Genomic DNA, 17,994 nt, shown 5'->3' on the forward strand with positions numbered 1-17,994 from the left:
AGCATTCGCCGGTGACGCCATCAGGTGAAGCGTCTCCTCCATGCCCGCCCATTCCCCGGCGGAGATCATCACCACGTTCTCGCCACGCTGGCGCGTGATCAGGATAGGCGCGCGGTCGCTCGCGGCCTTGTCCATCACCCGCTTCAGGTTGTCGCGCGCTTCAGTGTAGCTGACAGTCTGCATGCAACCAATCTGGCCAGAACATCGGACATAGTCAATGCCCCACCTCGCCCACCTCACCCTCCTCGTCCGCGACTATGACGAAGCCTTCGCCTTTTACGTCGGCAAGCTCGGCTTCGAACTGGTCGAGGACACCGCCGAACCGGGTAAACGCTGGGTCACCATCCGCCCGCCCAACGCGCCGCTCCACACCGCCACCATCCTCCTCCCCTCCGCCGCCTTTCCAACGATGCTGCGCATCGCCGGAACCTTGAGGCGGCTCCGCCCGCGCCAACACGCCCGAGCAGGCGGCGCGGATCGGCGACCAGACCGGGGGCCGTGTCGCGTTCTTCCTCCACACCGACGACTTCGCGCTCGACCACGCCCGCTTCACCGCCGCTGGCGTCGAGTGGGTCCGCCCGCCCGCCGACCGGCCCTATGGCCGCGTTGCGGTGTGGAAGGACCTGTACGGCAACCTCTGGGACCTGATTCAGCCCGCCCCCGATCACCCGGCTTCGTGACCAGCGCTCCAGGCGAGCCAATCCGATAAGGCCCCTCCCGCTCCGCCAACCCCACGCCCTTGCAGCTCAGCCGCACGCGCCCTCCGCCACCAGCGCGTCACCGCCGCATGCACCCCCGGCATCGCCTCGCGCCACGCCTCGCCGCCCACCAGCCGCGCCGCCTCCGACGGGCAGATCGTCCTGCCCACCCCCCGCGCCGCCAGCAGCGTCAGGATCGCGGCGCGCATGCCAGTCTCCGCCTCCCGCAGAAAACCCTGTCCTACAAACCCCGTCCTGTGCCTTACGCTCTCCGATGAAGAAGAACCCAGACCGCAGCCCGGCGGCGGCGCCCGGCGACGCCACCGTCCCGGACACTCCGCGAGCCCCGGCGCTCGACATCAACGGCTTCGATCCCACGGAGTTCGAATGGCGGCCCGTGCCACGGCGACCCCGCAAGGACGGCTGGACGCCGGAGGCGCAGCAGCGCTTCATCGAGACGCTTGCCTGCACCGGCTCGGTCGATCAGGCGTGCCAGGAGGTCGGCCTGTCCGTCCGCTCCGCCTACAAGCTGCGCAACGCACCGGGCGGCGAGCGCTTCGACGCCGCCTGGCGCGCCGTGATGGCACGCGCCGCCGACCGGGTGCTCGACATCGCGATGGAGCAGGCGACGCGCGGCGAGGAGGTGCCGGTCTTCGACACGGACGGCGTGCGCACGGGCGTGACCTGGAAGTACAACACACGCATGGCGATCTTCCTGCTGCGCGCCTACCATCCGGATCGCTTCCGGTTCGCGCACAAGGACGCGCGCACCGCCGCCGAGCCGCAGCCGCCTGTCGACGTGCCGACGCCCGCCGCGGTCGCGGCGCTGGCGCCCGTCACACCCGCCGCGCCGCAGCTGCTGATGCGGCCCAATGCGCCGATGAGCCTCATCCTGGATGCGCGTGACGAAGCGGCGCGGCTGCGCGCGGACCCGCCGGACGAGCGGGAGCCCTGGCGGGCGGAGCGGGTCCCGGAGCAGCCGGCCCATGTCCACCAGCAGGCGCGCCGGCGGCGTTTCCGTCGCGACCAACTCGACGCGCGCACGGACGATCGGATGGGGGTGGAGCGCGATCGGGAGTGAACTTCCGGCGAACTTCCACCCCGGCGTTGGCGAAGCGTCCAACCGGCATGGAACTTCCAGTGAACTTTCGCCGCCCCTTGTCTCCGCATCGCTCAGCCACCATCGTTGCTGCATCTAGGAGAATGCCCATGCCCGGCCCCATGACCTGCCCCGTAGACGGCGCGACGCTGACCATGAGCGAGCGGCAGGGAATCGAGATCGATTACTGCCCCACCTGCCGCGGCGTGTGGCTGGATCGCGGCGAGCTCGACAAGATCATCGAGCGCGCCAACGCCGCCGCCGCTCCCGCCGCTGCGCCCACGCCGCAGCCCGCGCCGCAAGCGCCCCCACCCCAGCAGCAGCCCTGGGGCGCGCAGCCCGCCTATCCGCCGCAGCCGAACTACCCGCCGCAGGGGGGCTATCAGCAGCATGGCGGCTACCAGAAGCCCTATCACGGCAAGCGCAAGAAGAGCTTTCTCGAGGACCTGTTCGACTGATCGGTGCTCCCGCGTGCTCGCGTGCTCGGGTGCTCGGTTGCGCGCGGCAGGCAGGCTGCTAGAGCTTTGGCGTGGTCACGATCCGCGACTTTACCGGCGCGGACGCCATCGCCTTTCACGCGATCAACGCCGCTTGGATCGGATCGTTGTTCCGGCTCGAACCACATGACGAAGCCGTGCTGGGCAACCCACAGGCGAACATCCTCGATCGCGGTGGCGTTATCCTGATGGCGGAGCTGCCCGATCAAGGCGTGGTCGGCACCGGCGCGCTGATGCCGGATGGCCGGGGCGGAGTGGAACTGACCAAGATGGGGGTGACCGACGCCGCGCAGGGTCGGGGCGTCGGGCGCGCGCTGCTGACGGCGCTGATCGAACGGTCGACGTCGCTGCACGCCGCGCCGCTCTACCTCCTCACCAACCGCCGCTGCGCCGCCGCGATCCACCTCTACGAGCAGGCCGGCTTCCAGCACGACGCCGACGTCATGGCCGCGCGCGGCGCGGTGTACGCGCGCTGCGACGTGGCGATGCGCTGGCGGCTTCAGACGGCGGGATAGCGTAGCCGGCCGATGAACCGCGACAGGCTGGGCAGCCGGTCGGTGCGCAGCATCTGTGCCTTGGTCTTCTCGAACGCCATGATCCCGTCGATCCGCCGCGCCAGGAACGCACGCGTGTCCGCATGGCCCTCACTCTCGTCGTCCAGGAACACCGCCACGGTCGCGCCGTACACCCCCAGCAGGATGGCGCGCTTGGTGTAGTGATTATAGTCGACCGCGGTGTCCCCGGCCGCGCGCCAGATCGTGTCGACCGTGCGCCACCCCAGCCGCGCCGCTCGCGCCAGGTTCTGTGGCAGCGCGAGTACGGCCACCGCCCGGCGCAGCGCCTCGCGGTCGGGTGCCGCCACCGCCAGCCGCGCCTCGACCAAGCCGGCGATCCGCGCGCGCACCTTCATCGCCGCCAGCGTCTCGGGCGGCAGCGCACCCCCCATCGCGCGGTCGATGCTCGCGAACCACGCATCGATCATGTCGACCGCACCGCCGGGAAAGGCGAGCCTCGCCACGCCCGGATCGACGCCGTTTGCTTCGGCGGCCATCGTCACCGCCTCGTCGCTCCAGCCGTCAAAGGCAGCGTTGGCGGCGATCTCGGGCGCGAGCCGGTCGCGCAGCTCGTCGAGCGTCAGGTCGTCGTTCATCGTGGCTCCTCGCCACATAACATGAGACACGCGCAAGCCTCGCGCAACTGGCGGGTCCGTCATGTCCGCGACTCCTTCCCAGGCGGAAGCCGGGGGCCGGCCGGCCGCGCCGGGCAGAGGGAGCGGGCGTCGTCGGATGAGCGCATCCGGGCCCCGGCTTGCGCCGGGGAAGGAGTATGGCGGCTATGGACGCGCGAGAGGTCAGGCCTTGCCCCTTCGCACCAGCACCAGCGCCGCCGCGATCAGCCCCCCGCCGATCAGCTCGGCCGCGCCCAGCCGCTCGGCATAGACCAGCCACCCGATCGCCGCCGCCACGATCGGCTGGATCAACAGTGCCAGCCCCACCACCAGCGGCGACAGCCGACCCAGCGCAAAGATCATGCAGCCCTGCCCCAGCACCTGGCTGACCAGCGCCAGCGCGATCAGCGGCCCCCAGTCCTGCGGCACGATCCGCTCGCCCAGGGCCAGCGCGAACAGCAGGATCGGCGGCAGGCTCGCGGCTGTCGACAGCGCCAGCGCCGGCAGCGCCCCCATGCTGTCGCGCGCCCGTGCCATCAGCACGAAGTAGACGGCATACAGTACCCCTGCGAGCAGGCACAGCAGGTCGCCGATCAGGTTGGCGGCGTCGAGCTGGTACGACCGCCCCATTAACAGCGCCGCTCCCGCCACCGCGAGCGCAAGCGCCACGCCCTGTCCCCGCGTCGGCCAGGCGCGTGCGACCAGAAAGCCATAGATCGGGAAGATGAAGGTCGCCGAATTGCCGAACAACGTCGCATTGGCGAGCGTCGTGCGCAGGATGCCCAGATGCCAGCTCGCAAGATCGGCCGCGAACGCCACGCCCGCGCCACCTAGCGCCCACCACAACCCGCCCGGCAGCCGCGTCGGCCGCGCGCCGCCCCCCAACGCCAGCACGGCGATGAACGGCGCGCCCAGCGCCAGCCGCCAGAAGCCCGACGCCACGGGGCCGGTATCCGCCAGCCGCACGAACAACGGGCCGAACGCCAGCGCGATATTGGCGATCACCAGCGCCAGGAAGGGCAGGGTGGTACCGCTTCGCCCCCCATCCGCGCTTCTTCGCGCCGCAGCATTTCTTGTCGGCGCGTCCGCGTGCATGTCGCCCCCTAGCGCCCTATCTTTCGAGCCGACACCCCCAGCCCCCTCAAGAACCCTAGCCTCGGAGCACTCCATGCCCAGCCTGTTCGATCCCATCCAGTTCGGCGACATCGACGCCGCCAACCGCATCGTCATGGCGCCGCTCACGCGCGCCCGCGCAACCGCGGATCATGTCCCGACCGAGCTGATGATCGACTATTACCGCCAGCGCGCCTCGGCCGGACTCATCATCACCGAGGGCACCGGCGTCAGTCGGCAGGGGCTCGGCTGGCCGAACGCGCCGGGCCTGTGGACCGACGCGCAGGTGGAGGCGTGGAAGCCGGTGACAGCGGCGGTGCACGAGGCGGGCGGCAGGATCGTCGCGCAGATCTGGCACATGGGTCGGCTCGCGCGGCCAGACGTCACGCGCCTGACGCCGCTGTCGTCATCGGTGACGCGCGCGCCCTATCACAAGCCTGAAAACCCCTATGCGGAGGCGCGGGCCGCGACGCTCGACGACATCGCCCAGGCACAGGATGAATATGCCCAGGCCGCGACCAATGCGATCCGCGCCGGCTTCGACGGCGTGCAGCTGCACGGGGCGAACGGCTATCTGATTGACCAGTTCCTGCGCGACGGCACCAACCATCGCGACGACGATTATGGCGGCAGCCCGGAGAACCGCATCCGCTTCATGCGCGAGGCGGTCGCGCGCGTGGTGGACGCAATCGGTGCCGGGCGCACGAGCATCCGCCTGTCGCCCAACGGCGAGACGCAGGGCGCGGACGACTCCAGCCCCGCATCGGTCTTCATCCCCGCCGCCCGCGCGCTGGACGATCTCGGCATCGCCTTCTTGGAGCTGCGTGAACAGGCCCCCGACGGCACCTTCGGCAAGACCGACGTTCCCAAGCTCAGCCCTCAGATCCGCGAGGCGTTCAGCGGCCCGCTGGTGCTCAATCAGGACTACAGCTTCGACGCCGGCGCCGCGGATGTGGCGGAAGGTCGCGCCGACGCGATCGCCTGGGGCCGGGCCTTCATCGCCAATCCCGATCTGGTGGAACGCTTCCGTACCGGTGCCGCGCTGCAGAAGGACGACATGCGCACCTGGTACAGCGCGGGACCGGAGGGCTATACGGATTATCCCGCCCTGGAAAAGCTGCCGGCGTAATAGCGCTTCCTGAGTAATTCTCTGCTCCTCCCCGGCGGAAGCCGGGGCCCAGTCGGCCGCGCCGGAAGCGGACCCAGCTTAGCCGGCTGGGCGCTGCTTACCCGCGCCGCGGACTGGACCCCGGCGACCGCCGGGGAGGGGCCATGTGTCGCGCGCTTTCCTACTGACCCGCCCGCACCAACCGCAACGGCAGCCCGTCCTTTGGCCGGGGAATGGGAAACCACTGCCACTTCTCCCCCGATCCCTCCGCCAGTTCGATCCGGTGCTCCTTCAGCAGATGCGCCATCAGCAGCCGGATCTGCATGGTCGCGAAGTGCAGCCCCAGGCACATGTGCGCGCCGCCGCCGAACGGCACCCACGCAAAGCGGTGCCGCCCCCGCGACGCCTCGGGCGTGAAGCGCAGCGGGTCGAAGCGGTCGGGTTCCTGCCAGTAATCGGTCGAATGATGCGTCATCCCGACGCTGACCCCCACCTGACTCCCGGCCGGAATGCGATACCCGCCGAACTCGAAGTCGCGCAGTGCACGACGCGGCAGCGACGGCACGGGCGGCACCATGCGAAGCGCTTCCTTGAACGCCCATTCGGTCTCCACCAGCCGGTCGAGCTGGTCGGGATAGTCGCCGCCCAGCGCCGCCACCTCCCCGGCGAGCCGCTCCTGCCACTCCGGGTTACGGCCGAGCAGCATGACCATCGACGTCGCCGATGAGGTGATCGTGTCATGTGCGGCCATCATCAGGAAGTTCATGTGATCCGCGATCGCCGTCCCCGACAGCGGCTCGCCCGCCTCGTCGGTGGCGCGGCAGAAATGCGAGAAGAAGTCCTGCCCGCCCGCCTCCCGTCGCTTCGGAACCTCGCGCTCGAACAGGTCGACCAGATAACGGCGGCCCTCGACGCCCTTCTTCATCAGCGTGCCGGGCCACGGCCGCCGCACCGGCGCGACCGATGCCTGCACCTCGTCGACGAACGCCTGATTCACCTTTGCCGCCTCCGCCCCCAGCTCCATGCCCAGGAAACAGTCTGCGGCGAGATCGAGGCTCAGCTGCTTGACGGCGTCGTAGAAGCGGAACTCGCGTTGGCCCGTCCAATCCGCGACTGCCCGCGCGATCCCCTGATCCAGCCGCTGCGCATAATGGCGCATCGGCTCCGGCTTGAACGCCACGCCCAGCACGCGGCGCTCGGAGCGGTGATGGTCGAAGTCCATCAGCATCAGCCCGCGCGGGAACAGCAGGTTGAGCAGCGGTCCCCAGCCCTGTTCGGACGAGAACAGCTTGTCGCGGTCCATCAGCACCAGCTCGTTTGCATCCGCACCCATCAGCATCACCGTGCGGCTGCCAAAGGCGTGGTTGCGGTACACCGGGCCATGTTTGGCGATCATCGCATCACCAAACGCCTTCGGATCGCGCAGCATGGTCAGCGTGTTGCCAAGGACGGGCCAGCCATCCTCGCCGGGCAGCGCATCGAGCGCGTCCTTCGCCGGGCGCGGGACCCAATGCGGGTTGGCCGCATAGGTATGGGCGAGTGCCATCTTATCCCTCCAGCTTCTTCCTGAGCTCCGCCAGCCCGGCGAACGCTCCCCGTTCGCTTACCACCTGATCCTCGCCGATCACCCCGGCGGCGGCCAGGATCGCGTCGGCGTCGGGCACGCGCGCGAACGGATCGAGTGCGAGCGCGAGCGTCTCCGCCGCGGCCTCGCCCAGATCGATCAGGCCATTCTCGATCGGCAAGGTGTCCATCGCATCGGCGGACAGCTCCACCTCCTCCTCGCCGGCGAGCGGGTCGGCGACGAAGCGCAGGCTCACCGCCTCGTCGATGCTGACCGGCAGCGGCTCGCCCGTCGCCGCGCAGGCCTGCGTCACCTCACCCCGGACCCGTCCCGTCGCGATCACCGCGCCCGCCTCGCCGCGCACCGCGAACCGGGCCTCCAGCCGGTCCAGCGAAATCAGGGCGAACCGCGTCGCCAGCGCGGCCCGCTCGCCGGGGTCGGCGGCAATCGCCACCGTGCGCTCGGCCACGCCGATCTGGTCGACGCGCTCGGTCCGGCTGAATTCGGGCGTCACGCGAGCCGTCCCGCCGCGACGTCGGCGGTCGACAGCGCGGCCAGCGACTGACGCAGGCCAGCCAGCTCGGCCGCGACGTGCTCCAGCGCCTGTGCCTCGGTCAGCTCCTCGCGATACAGATTGCGGCTCAGCGCCGGGCGGATGTCGCCCGCCGCCCAGCCGTCGCGGTACGCGCCCAGCCGCCCGCCCAGCATCGCCATCATCTTGCCGATCCGTTTGCCGACGACGATGTCGCCGATCCCCGCCTGCCGCAGCTGCGCGTCCATGTCGTCGACGAAGCGCTCGGTCACCTGCGCCGAAGCGAGCGCACCCGCGGGGTCCTGTTCCAGCCGCAGCAGCACCGTCGCCAGCACCGCGACCACCATGTCGAAGCGGCCGTCGGTCGTGTCGGGCACCGCCCCGTCCAGATACCAGTGCGGCGCCCGCGCCCGCGCGACCACCGCCTCGTACAGCGGCAGCGCCTCTTCGCGGCGTCTGTTCAGCAATCGGTCCAGCCAGCCCACGCTCGTGTCCTTGCCCGTTCAGCCCGCGTCGCGTATTTGCGCTGGCGGTCTCGCGTTGCCAGCCGGGCCGCGTGCCCGCAAGCGTCCGGAGTTTAGCTTATGTCCTCGATCATCGCCCGCCTGGCGCTTGCCGTTCCTGCGCTCGCGCTCGCCAGCGCCTGTGTGCCCGTCCGCGCGCATCAGGGCTATATCATCGACGCCGATCTGGTGAACTCGGTGCAGCCCGGCGTCGACAACCGCGCATCGGTGCAACAGACGCTGGGCAAGCCGACCTTCACCAGCCAGTTCGCGGGAGCGCCCGGGGGAGGAGACTGGTTCTACCTCGCCCGCGATACGTCGAGCTATGCCTTCCGCACCCCGCGCGCCTCGCAGCAGATCACCCTGCAGATCAGCTTCGATCAGGCCGGCACGGTGACGACGATCCGCCGCGGCACCAAGGATCAGATCGCCGCGATCGATCCGTGGGGCAAGACGACGCCGACGCTAGGCAAGAAGCGCGGCTTCTTCGAGGATCTGTTCGGCAACATCGGCACCGTCGGCGCGCCGGGTTCCGGTGGGGCGGCGAGCGGGGCGGGTCGGCCGTAGGGCGGCAGAAGATGGTCACACCCTGCTGAAATCCCCCCTCCACGGGGAGGGGCTATTTCTCGGGTGGACCGGACTCTACCTGACCGTAAATATCACCCGATCCACCACCCGCCCGCCGACATCCACCAGCGCCAGCTGGTGCCGGCCCGGCACCGGCACGATCTGCGGCGTGGCACCGGCCGAGCCGAGATCGCGGCGGTCCAGCATAACCCGGTGCCCGGCCGCGCCCTTGACCGCGACGGCGAGCCGCTGACGGTCGTGCGGCACATCGGGATCGAGCGCATAGACGCTGCCCGCAACGGGATTGACGAAGCGCGGGCGATGCGCCTGCGCGGGCGCGGCGGCGATCACCGTCTGCCCCGTGCCGTGCAGGAACCACTCGCGCCGGGGCTGCTCGATCGCATCGGCAAACGCGATCCGCCGCGCTTCGACTCCCACGGGCGGCGGTGGTGAGGCGGGTGACCGGCCCGCCTCCAGCGCGATGACGATGTCGCGCCACACCGGCGCGGCGCCGCTGGTCCCCGACACCGCGCGCATCGGGTCGCCTTGTGCGTTGCCGACCCACACGCCGACGGTGAAGCGGCGCGTGTAGCCGATGCACCAATTGTCGCGCATACCCTTGGACGTGCCCGTCTTGACCGCCGCCCAGAATGGCAGCCGCAGCGCCGAGTCGAGCCCGAACGTCGCCGCCCGCGCATTCGGGTCCGCGATGATGTCGCCGACCAGCCACGCGGCGGCCGGCGTGGTGACCGCCCGTGGGGCCGCGCGCGGGTCACCTGCCGTCAGCCGCAGTGGTGACCAGCGACCGCCATTCGCCAGCGCGCGATAGGCGGCGACCTGTTCCAGCAGCGTCACCTCCGCCGACCCCAGCGCCAGGCTGAAGCCGTAATAGGCGCCGTCCTCGACCAACCCGCGATAGCCGATGTCCCATAGCCGGTCGCGGAACGGCTCGACGCCGACCAGCAGCAGGGTGCGCACGGCGGGTACGTTGAGCGACCCCGCCAGCGCCGTGCGCGCCGATACCGGCCCCTTGAAGCCGCGATCGTAATTCTGCGGCACGTACAGCCCCGACGCGGTGTCGAGCTGCACCGGCGAGTCGTCCAGGATCGACGCGGGCGTCAGATAGCCACGCTCGATCGCTGCTGCGAACAGGAACGGCTTCAGCGTCGACCCCGCCTGACGATAGCTGTGTGCGTTGTCGACGGCCGGCGCGGTCGACGCGTCACCGACCCCGCCGACATAGGCGAGCACGTCGCCCGAGACATTGTCCACCACCACCACCGCACCATCGCGCGCGCGTGTCCCGCCCAGCCCCAGCAACTGCTTGCGCAGCGCCTCGGCCGCGAGCCGCTGCACACCTGCATCCAGCGTCGTGCGGACCCGCAGCGCCGGCTTCGTCAACAGCCGGTCGGCGAGGTGCGGCGCAAGCCCGGGATCGAGCTGCAAGGACCGGGCAGGGCCGAGCATCGATGCCGCGAGCGCCGGCCATCTTTCACACCCGTTCCTGTCGACCGAAGACGAGACACCGTCCCTCGATGTCGCTCGGGACGTACGGGACAGGACGCACGCACGCCGCGCGACCCGGTCCGCGCCTGCCTGCGGGTCGGGCAACAGCGCCGCGAGCAGCAGCGCATCGTCGCGGCTCAGGCTCGCGGGCGTCTTGCCGAACAATCCCAACGCCGCCGCACCGATCCCCTGCGCCTCGCCGCGAAAACCCGCGAGGTTGAGGTACGCCTCCAGGATCTGATCCTTCGACCATCTCCGCTCCAGCGCCCAGGCGGCGCGCATCTGCCGCAGCTTGTCGAACCAGCCACGCGCGCCCGGTCGCGCGAGCTCGGGGGCCAGATAGCCCGCGACCTGCATCGATACCGTGCTCGCGCCCCGACTGGGCCGCCCCGCCAACCGCTCGCGCGCGGCGCTGCCGGTCGCGAGCCAGTCGACTCCACCCTGCGCACGGAAACGCCGGTCCTCCGCGGCGATCACCACCTCGCCCACCACCGGCGCGATCCGATCGAGCGGCGTCCAGGCAAGCCGCCGCTGGCCGAAGTCGACGCGCGCCGAGTCGATCAAGGCGCCGTGGCGGTCGTAAAGCCAGGATTCGGATGGTGACCAGGCGGACCGGGCTTGCGGGTAAGAGGGCAGGGAAGGCGGGGCGGTGAGGAGGGCGAGAGCAACGAGGGCTGCAAAGGCCGTCATAGCGAGCAGCGAGCCAGTCCCGCCGCGACCCCGTCCCCGGCGGAAGCCGGGGCCCAGTCGGCCGCGCCGTTCAGCCGTCGCCGCTGCCACGTTACGCATCCAGGACCCAAAGCCGACGTTCACCCAGGAACGGCCACTTACCACCCAGCGTGTCTCTCCATTGCCGGCACGGCCGACTGGGCCCCGGTGTCCGCCGGGGAGGAGCTTCTCGCAGATCGGTAGAGGAATCACCTCACCGATCCCCGATCTCCACCGCCCCATTCGGCACATGCGCCCGCACGGCTGGCGAATACATCGCCTCCACCCGGCTAGGCGGCAGGCTGTATCGGCCCGGATTGTTGAGCCTGAGCGTGTAGGACACCACGAACCGCCCCGCCGGCACCCAGGCGAAGAAGCCGCGCCAGCTGTCGCGCGCGCGCTCGACATAGGCCGGCTGCGCGCCCGACTGGACGACGTACGGCTTGCCGTCGATCAGCACGTTTGCGCTCTCGCCGGGCCGGTCCTCGCCTTCGCGCAACAGCCGCGACTGGCCGCCCAGATCGCCGACGATGCTGGCCCCGGCCGGAATGGGATCGTTGAGCGCCACCCAGTTGCGCTCCGCCGACGCATCCACGGTCAGCGTCACGCGCATCACGTCGCCGCGCGTCCATCGGTCGGGATGGCGCCGCTGCACCACCGTGACCTGCCGCCCCATCCGGTAGCCGGCGAACAGCGGCCGGGTGAGCGGCACTGCCGCCTTGACCGACACGGTGGCCCACGGCCCCGTGCCACCAGCCTGCCGCAGCAACAGTGGGGTCGGCGCGGACGGCAGCGGGAACGACACGGCGCGCTGCGCCTCGCCCAGCGGCCAGCCACGCTCGATCGTCCGGCCTCCCAGCGTCAGACCGGTCGTTCCCGTTACTGCCGTCGCCGGATACAACCGCGCGAACTTGCCCACCGCCAACGCCCCCCAGGCGTTCGCCGTGGTCAAGTCCCAGCGGCCCTTCTGCTGCCGCATCGCCAGCCCCAGCATCATCCGCCCGGCATCATCCTGCCACCCCGGCCGGCCCAGCGTCGCCAGCACCAGCTTCGCGGCCGCCTCGTCGCCCGACGACATCATCCACCAATAGCTGTTGGCCGCGTCCGACAGGTCCAGCCGTGTGCCCTCGAACACCAGTCGGCTGCGCAGCTGGTCCTGCGCGTCGGCCTTGAGCGCGGCCGCGTTGGCGAGCTGGAGCCGATCGAGCGCCAGCAGATAGTCGGCGAGGAACGCGGTCGGCATCTCGCGGGTGGTGAGGCCGATCTGCCCCATCATCGCCGGCGTCGCCGCACCTGCCCGCGCGAGCGCGTTGAACGCGACCAGTCGGCGGACGCGGATGTCGCCATAGGTCTCTTGCCGCACCCGGCCATCGATCACCGCCTTCAGCCCCTCCACCATGCGCGTGCGCGTCGCGTCGGGGATCGGCAGCCCTGCCTCCGCGGTCATCGTCAGCACATAGGCCGTCAGCGCTTCCGAGGGCGCCAGTGTCGCGCTCGGGAAAAAGCGCAGCAGCCCGTCGGAGGCCTGATAGGTCGGCAACGCGCCGGCCAGGCTGTTCCAGGCGGCCGTGTCGCCCAGCGCGACGGCGCGCGACAGCTGTTGTTCCAGGCAATTCCACGGGTACGCCGCCATGAACGCGCGCACGCCCGTCAGCGGCGGGGCCAGCGTGTCGGACAAGTGGATGTCGACCGAGCCTCGCCCCGGGATGAAGCCCGCGGGCGGCGCGATCGGCATCGACGTGTCGCCGACCCGCGCCAGCGCCGCCGCCCACGTCTCCACCGGCACGGCCGGCACGACATCCTGGGTTACGGTGAGCCGGTCGGCGGCCTTGCCGTCCGTCGAGCGCGCCGACACTTGCCAGCGAAGTTGCGGCAGGTTCGCAGGCGCGGTCAGGTTCCACGCCACGGGCACCGCGCCATTGGGCGGCACGGTCACCGTCAACGGCCGCCCGGCGGCGATGCGCGGCTGCAGGTCGACCGTAGCCGTGACGGTCATTGGCCGCGACGATCCGTTGCGCAGCGTGAAGCCGGCCGCGAACCGATCGCCTTCGCGCACCAGCGGCGGCAGGCCCGCGAACAATTGCAGATCCTGCGCGGTGCGGATGCTTGTCTCGCCGGTCCCGAACCGATCCGCGCCATCGGTGGCGATCGCCACCAGCTTGAATGACGACAGCGCATCCGACAGCGGCACCGCGACGCGCGCCTGTCCATTCGCGTTCAGCGCCACCCTCCCGCGCCACAATAGCACCGGCTGGAAGTTCTCGCGGTTGAGCGCCGCCTGATCGGCACCGCCGCCGCCGCCCGCCTCCACCGCCTTGCGACCATAATGACGCTTGCCGACCACCTGCATCTGCGCGGTCGAGGTGAGCACCGACAGCGGGCGCTCGCCCATCATCGCCGTCAGCACGTCCCAGCTCGGATTGGGCATCAGCTGCAGCAGCGCCTGATCGACCGCCGCGAACGCCACGTCCGCGCTGCGCGCCGGCTTGCCGTCGGGCCCGCGCACCTCGATGGTCGTGTTGGCCGTCGCGCGCGGGCCATAGCGCTCGGCGTCCGCCTTGACCGCGACCTGCAGCGTTCGCGCGTCCCAGCCCACCTTCACCTTGGCGATCCCCAGCCGATAGGCGGGCTTGGCGAGGTCGACGAGCGCGGTCGGTGCCGCGGCGGGCTCGGCCTTGCGCATCAGCCCCAGCGTCTCGCCCAGCGACCGCACCCAGTCGAACCACCCCGCCTCGATCCGCCCCCGCACCGCCAGCACCGACACGAACACGTCTGGCGCGTACGATCCCGGCATCGGCACCTCGACCACCGGATCGGTCCCCGACAGCTCGGTGACGAAGCTGCTCAACACGCCCTCGCGCTCGACCGTCACCAGCGCGGTCGCCCGGCGGAACGGCATGCGCACCTGAAAGCGTGCGGTCTCGCCCGCCTTGTAGCTGGTCTGTTCGGGCACGACGTCCATCCGGTCGCCGTTGTCGCCGCCGAACCACCACTCGTCGTCGCCCGCCAGCCACACCGAGCGGACGCTGCGCGTGGTGTTCCCATCCGCATCTGTGGCGGTAGCTACGGCATAAACCTCGCCCGACACGCCGGGATCCAGATCGCAACTTGCAAGACCCTGCGCGTCCGTAGTCGCGGCACAACTTGCGTCCAGCTTCGCCGTCTTCATCTGGTTGTCATAGGAATAAAAGCCGCCGATCAGCCGCCGCCGCGCGGTCAGCACCTGGCGGCTGTACACCGCCACCTCGACCCGCTGCCCCTTCAGCGGCTTGCCCGCCGTGTCGAGTGCCACCAGTCGCAGGCGCAGATCGTCCTGCTTCATCAGCCAGCCATCGGTCTTCATCCCCAGCTGCACCGCGGCAGGGAAGATCGGAACGACACGGCTCGCGGTCAGCGTCTCGCCGTTCGCGTCCTGGTAATCCATTTCGATCCGCATGTCGGCAAGCCGATCGAGCGCGGGCACCTCCACCGTCTGCCGCCCCGTGCCGTCGCCGCTAAGCGTCAGCGGCAAGGTCTGCGTCGGCGGCAGGGGGCTCGCGCTGTCCTCGCCATCGCCGTCGAGCGGCCTAGTCCCTTCGACCACTGGCTGGCCGCCGAACGTATAGCTCTCGTACCCCTCGGGCGCGTTCTCGTGCGCGAACCAGCCGACGCGCAGGTCGACCGGCAGATTGCCCGCGCCGCCGCCCGACAGATAGCCGACGAACAGGTCCAGCGGCAGCTGTCTGGGGCGCACCGCTGCCTCCTTCGGCCCGGTCACCGTCGCCCGCATTGTCGGCAGCTTGTATTCGTCGACCCGGAACGATTGCGTGACGCTGATCGAGCGTGTTCCGACGCCGTCGACCGACAGGTCGTAATCGCCCATCGGCGCACCGGCGGGCACCGCCCAGCGCGTTTCGCCGACCCCGTTCGCGATCCGCAGCGGCTGCTCGAAAATCATGTCGGAGCCACGATGCGACAGCTTCAGCACGCCCGTCAGCGCGCCGGGTATGCGGAACCCGCTGCCGACCTGCTGGCGCAGCAGGTGCTTCATGTTGATCGTCTCGCCCTGCCGCACTAGCGCTCGGTCGAACACGGTATGCAGCGTCTCGCCCGGCGCGGAATAGCCATAGGGCAGGTCGAAATCATAAGGCTGGATGCCGTTGCCCCAGCTGGTCAGCGTGAACGAGTAATCGTCGCCCGCGCGCGCGGAGACCATCAGCGGATGGGTGTCTCCCTCGCAATAGCCGTAGGTCGCTGGCTCCGGAATGCCGCCGCGGACGAACGCGCCGCCGGAGCGGTCGGTGACACCCTGCGCCAGCATCGCTCCGGTGCAGCTGTCGGTGATCCGCACCTGCGCGTTCGCGACCGGCTTGCCGGTGTCGAGCGACGTCACCCAAGCGAGCGAGCGCTCGCGTCCCCATTTAAAATGGACCGCCATGTTGGTGACCAGCGCCGCGGCCGCGACGTAACGCGGCGCATCGCGACCCAGCAACGCGCGCCCGAGTTGCGGGCTCGCCAGTTCGACGACGTAGAAGCCGGGCTGTTTGAGCGGGATACCCACGACCTCGAAGTCACGTCCCTTGCCCGGCAACCCGACCTGCATCGCCGTGCCTTCGCCGGCCGGGAGGATCGACGTGTCGCCGGTATGGTTGATGCGACGGACGACCTCGTCGCCGTTCATTACGTCCTCGACCTTGTCCTCACCCGCCTTGGTCACCGCCCGCAGCCACTCGGCGACCTTGCCGTCCGATCCCTCGACCCGCAGCGTGCGGCCGGGGACGGCCAGGTTACGGCCCTGCAGCGCCGGCTCGACGTTGCGCACCGTGACGGGGAGCACGCCGCCCTGCGTGGCTTCGAGGATGCCGAAGCCGGCGGCAAACTTCACCAGCGGCGGTGCCTGATCGAACTTCACTGCCAAGGGAAAGCGGCTCGCGTTGGTCAGCGCGCGGCCGCTCTCGTCCTTCACATCGGCGGGCAGCGTCAGGGTCGCGGCGGTGCCGAACGGCAGCGGCGCGGCGAACGCCACATCGCTGATTGTCGCGGACTTTTCTTCATCCTTGGAGAAGATCGGCTTGATCTGGACGCCATCCGCCGTGGCGATGGCGATCTGGCGCGCGGCGCTCATCGCAATCGGCGCGGAAAAGCGGACATACGCCTTCTCGACCGGCGAACAGCCTGCGGCGGCATTGACGCGCGAACACTCGAAGCGCGCCGCGAACGGCTTGCGCACCGTGTAGTCGAAGCGTTGATCTGCGCCCGCGACCTTGCCGCCACCGGCAATCTGCGCACCCCAGACCAGCGACACGTCGCGGCCCGGTGGCAGCGGACGCTGACACTTCAGCGCCACGACGTTGCTCAGCATCTTCTTCCGATCGGCGGCTGCTGCAGGCAGCTCGGACGGCATGCCACCATTCTCGAGGAAGCTGCGCACCTGATACCGGTCGGTGCCCATCGCGCCGATCAGCGTACGCGGCAGGTCGGGCGCGAGCAGCTCGACCGGGATCTTCTCGCCGATGCCGTCCACCGCGCAATAGGCATGCGCGGCGACCGTGGCGCGGGTCGGCGCCATGTTGGCCGCCACCAGGAACGTCTGATCTTCCTCGACCGACTCGCCGTCGCCGCCAGGCAGCACCGCGCGCGCGACCGGCCCGCCCGCGTCGACGGTGAAGCTGGTCTGCCCGGCCAGATCATAGCCCGCGACGCTGCGAGTCCCGGCGGCGGCGTCGAACTTGCACTGCGCGCCGCCCGCGAGCGGCGCGGCGAACTCGAATACCCAGGTCTGCTGGTCGACCCACCGGCCCAGACCTGCGCAACCCGTCGACAATGGCGCGCGGGCGCGCGGGTCGCCCAGCGGCACCATCGCCTGGCTGAACCGGACGGTGAAGCGTTCGATCGCGCCGTTACCGATCCGCGGCTGCGCGAACGCCACCCGCGGACTGTTGTCGCCGAACGCCGCGACGGGCACCAATGAAAGCGCCAGGACCGCCATCCGCCACGCCCGCCGCATGCCCGTCTCCCCGATCCACCGATGCTACGCGGGCAGGCTGGCGTGATCCAGCGCATCGACTGTTCGGTTCGTCGCAATCAGAGCCGTCGTGCCGCCGACGCCGCGGCCCAACCCAGAACCAGCGACAACGCCACCACGGTTAGCCCGTACAGGACCGACGAGCGCTCGGCGGCGCGTGCGACGAACCGCTCGAAACCGGCTTTCTGGATATCGATCGGTCGTACCGCAGCCGCCAGCACGCGCCCATCGCGGATCAGGAAAGTCTCGGCGGTGAACCGGCCCACGGGCACGCGCGCGGGCATCACGAGGCGGGCGCGATACAGGACGCCGTCGGTGATCTCGACGGCTTGGGGATCGGCGAAATACAGGCCGGCGCGTTGCTTTAGGGCAACCAGCCCGCGCTGAAAAACGGCCTGTTGCTCCGATGGCGCGGAGGAGGCAGGCGACAGCTGTAACGAGTCGAGTCCGAGTTCATAGATCGCGCGCGTGCGTTCATCGACCAGCTGATCGATGGGACGCGAGGAGGCGATGGCGTAAAAGGATGGCGCAGACCGGTAGCGTAGCCGTTCGGCATTGATCCAGATACCGGCGAACCGCTCCTTCTCGCGCACCAGCACGGACTCCGTCGGCCCCTTGACCACGACGACGATGTCGACCGGCTTGTCGGGTCCGACGGGTCGCCCGCGCGGATAGACGATCGCGCCGAACAGCAGCAGTTCGGCGCCGGTGAAGCTGTACAGGATGCGCACGGACCGTTGCGACACGTCGGGCACCAGCACGGGTTTGTCGCTCGGCCGCGCCTGCGCCGTCAGCAACAGCATCGGCAGCAGTGCCAGCAGGCGGATCACCCCGCCGCCCTCATGCCGCCTCGACCGAGAAGATCTCCTGCGGTCGCCACACCAGCCCAAGCAGGATGCGCCCGCCGATCAGCAGCACGACCACCGC

At 70.2% G+C, this 17,994-nt stretch carries 16 protein-coding genes and 1 pseudogene; 7 read left to right on the plus strand and 10 right to left on the minus strand.

Annotated features, from left to right (window positions below; all coding sequences use genetic code 11):
- Nucleotides 1-183: type II toxin-antitoxin system Phd/YefM family antitoxin (locus JWN21_RS06420; protein ID WP_299647425.1), on the minus strand; the 183-nt coding region annotated here is incomplete at its 3' end.
- Between the two features lie 34 nt (nucleotides 184-217).
- Between JWN21_RS06420 and JWN21_RS13960 the strand changes: the two are divergent.
- Nucleotides 218-310 (plus strand): annotated as a pseudogene (locus JWN21_RS13960) (VOC family protein); the annotation flags it as partial.
- Between the two features lie 166 nt (nucleotides 311-476).
- Complete coding sequence (locus tag JWN21_RS13965) at nucleotides 477-680, plus strand: VOC family protein (RefSeq protein ID WP_367182918.1); 204 nt, start codon at nucleotides 477-479, stop codon at nucleotides 678-680.
- On the opposite strand, the gene JWN21_RS06430 is transcribed toward JWN21_RS13965, so the two are convergent.
- Entirely contained in the window at nucleotides 665-907 is a 243-nt protein-coding gene (locus JWN21_RS06430) for a DUF3253 domain-containing protein (RefSeq protein ID WP_299647429.1), read from the minus strand. The two genes, JWN21_RS13965 and JWN21_RS06430, sit on opposite strands and share 16 nt — an antisense overlap.
- 65 nt (nucleotides 908-972) lie before the next feature.
- On the opposite strand from JWN21_RS06430, the gene JWN21_RS06435 reads away from it, so the two are divergent.
- From JWN21_RS06435 to JWN21_RS06445, 3 genes are all read left to right on the plus strand, one after another.
- Nucleotides 973-1,779 carry a hypothetical protein gene (locus tag JWN21_RS06435; protein ID WP_299647431.1) on the plus strand — a complete coding sequence of 269 codons (807 nt, stop codon included), beginning with the start codon at nucleotides 973-975 and terminating at the stop codon, nucleotides 1,777-1,779.
- 140 nt (nucleotides 1,780-1,919) lie between these two features.
- Nucleotides 1,920-2,255, plus strand: coding sequence for a zf-TFIIB domain-containing protein (locus JWN21_RS06440; protein WP_299647433.1), 336 nt, complete (start codon nucleotides 1,920-1,922; stop codon nucleotides 2,253-2,255).
- A gap of 71 nt (nucleotides 2,256-2,326) precedes the next feature.
- Nucleotides 2,327-2,809 carry a GNAT family N-acetyltransferase gene (locus JWN21_RS06445; protein WP_299647435.1) on the plus strand — a complete coding sequence of 161 codons (483 nt, stop codon included), beginning with the start codon at nucleotides 2,327-2,329 and terminating at the stop codon, nucleotides 2,807-2,809.
- Here the strand turns inward: JWN21_RS06445 and JWN21_RS06450 are convergent.
- Together JWN21_RS06450 and JWN21_RS06455 are read right to left on the minus strand one after the other, a co-directional pair.
- Entirely contained in the window at nucleotides 2,794-3,444 is a 651-nt protein-coding gene (locus JWN21_RS06450) for a COQ9 family protein (RefSeq protein ID WP_299647437.1), read from the minus strand. The genes JWN21_RS06445 and JWN21_RS06450 overlap by 16 nt on opposite strands.
- A gap of 201 nt (nucleotides 3,445-3,645) precedes the next feature.
- Complete coding sequence (locus JWN21_RS06455; RefSeq protein ID WP_299647439.1) at nucleotides 3,646-4,557, minus strand: DMT family transporter; 912 nt, start codon at nucleotides 4,555-4,557, stop codon at nucleotides 3,646-3,648.
- A gap of 73 nt (nucleotides 4,558-4,630) precedes the next feature.
- On the opposite strand from JWN21_RS06455, the gene JWN21_RS06460 reads away from it, so the two are divergent.
- Complete coding sequence (locus JWN21_RS06460) at nucleotides 4,631-5,704, plus strand: alkene reductase (RefSeq protein ID WP_299647441.1); 1,074 nt, start codon at nucleotides 4,631-4,633, stop codon at nucleotides 5,702-5,704.
- A gap of 160 nt (nucleotides 5,705-5,864) precedes the next feature.
- Here JWN21_RS06460 and JWN21_RS06465 read toward each other — a convergent pair whose 3' ends face one another.
- Genes JWN21_RS06465 through JWN21_RS06475 form a run of 3 tightly spaced genes read right to left on the minus strand, consistent with a single transcriptional unit; the run spans nucleotide 5,865 to nucleotide 8,264 of the window.
- Nucleotides 5,865-7,229, minus strand: coding sequence for a cytochrome P450 (locus JWN21_RS06465; RefSeq protein ID WP_299647443.1), 1,365 nt, complete (start codon nucleotides 7,227-7,229; stop codon nucleotides 5,865-5,867).
- Nucleotide 7,230: 1 nt separating this feature from the next.
- Nucleotides 7,231-7,761 carry a YceD family protein gene (locus tag JWN21_RS06470; protein ID WP_299647445.1) on the minus strand — a complete coding sequence of 177 codons (531 nt, stop codon included), beginning with the start codon at nucleotides 7,759-7,761 and terminating at the stop codon, nucleotides 7,231-7,233.
- Complete coding sequence (locus JWN21_RS06475; protein WP_299647447.1) at nucleotides 7,758-8,264, minus strand: ubiquinol-cytochrome C chaperone family protein; 507 nt, start codon at nucleotides 8,262-8,264, stop codon at nucleotides 7,758-7,760. Before JWN21_RS06475 ends, JWN21_RS06470 begins: the two co-directional genes overlap by 4 nt.
- A gap of 99 nt (nucleotides 8,265-8,363) precedes the next feature.
- On the opposite strand from JWN21_RS06475, the gene JWN21_RS06480 reads away from it, so the two are divergent.
- Nucleotides 8,364-8,849, plus strand: coding sequence for an outer membrane protein assembly factor BamE (locus JWN21_RS06480; protein WP_299647449.1), 486 nt, complete (start codon nucleotides 8,364-8,366; stop codon nucleotides 8,847-8,849).
- 75 nt (nucleotides 8,850-8,924) lie between these two features.
- Here the strand turns inward: JWN21_RS06480 and pbpC are convergent, their stop codons facing one another.
- The 3 genes from pbpC to JWN21_RS06495 all read right to left on the minus strand — a co-directional run bounded on the left by pbpC (nucleotide 8,925) and on the right by JWN21_RS06495 (nucleotide 17,870).
- Nucleotides 8,925-11,045, minus strand: a complete 2,121-nt coding sequence (pbpC, locus tag JWN21_RS06485; protein ID WP_299647451.1) for a penicillin-binding protein 1C — start codon at nucleotides 11,043-11,045, stop codon at nucleotides 8,925-8,927.
- Nucleotides 11,046-11,277: 232 nt separating this feature from the next.
- Entirely contained in the window at nucleotides 11,278-17,049 is a 5,772-nt protein-coding gene (locus tag JWN21_RS06490) for an alpha-2-macroglobulin (protein ID WP_299647453.1), read from the minus strand.
- A gap of 77 nt (nucleotides 17,050-17,126) precedes the next feature.
- Nucleotides 17,127-17,870 carry a TIGR02186 family protein gene (locus JWN21_RS06495; protein ID WP_299647455.1) on the minus strand — a complete coding sequence of 248 codons (744 nt, stop codon included), beginning with the start codon at nucleotides 17,868-17,870 and terminating at the stop codon, nucleotides 17,127-17,129.
- Nucleotides 17,871-17,994: the final 124 nt, after the last annotated feature.

The organism is Sphingomonas bacterium, assembly GCF_028292945.1.
GTDB lineage: Bacteria > Pseudomonadota > Alphaproteobacteria > Sphingomonadales > Sphingomonadaceae > Sphingomonas.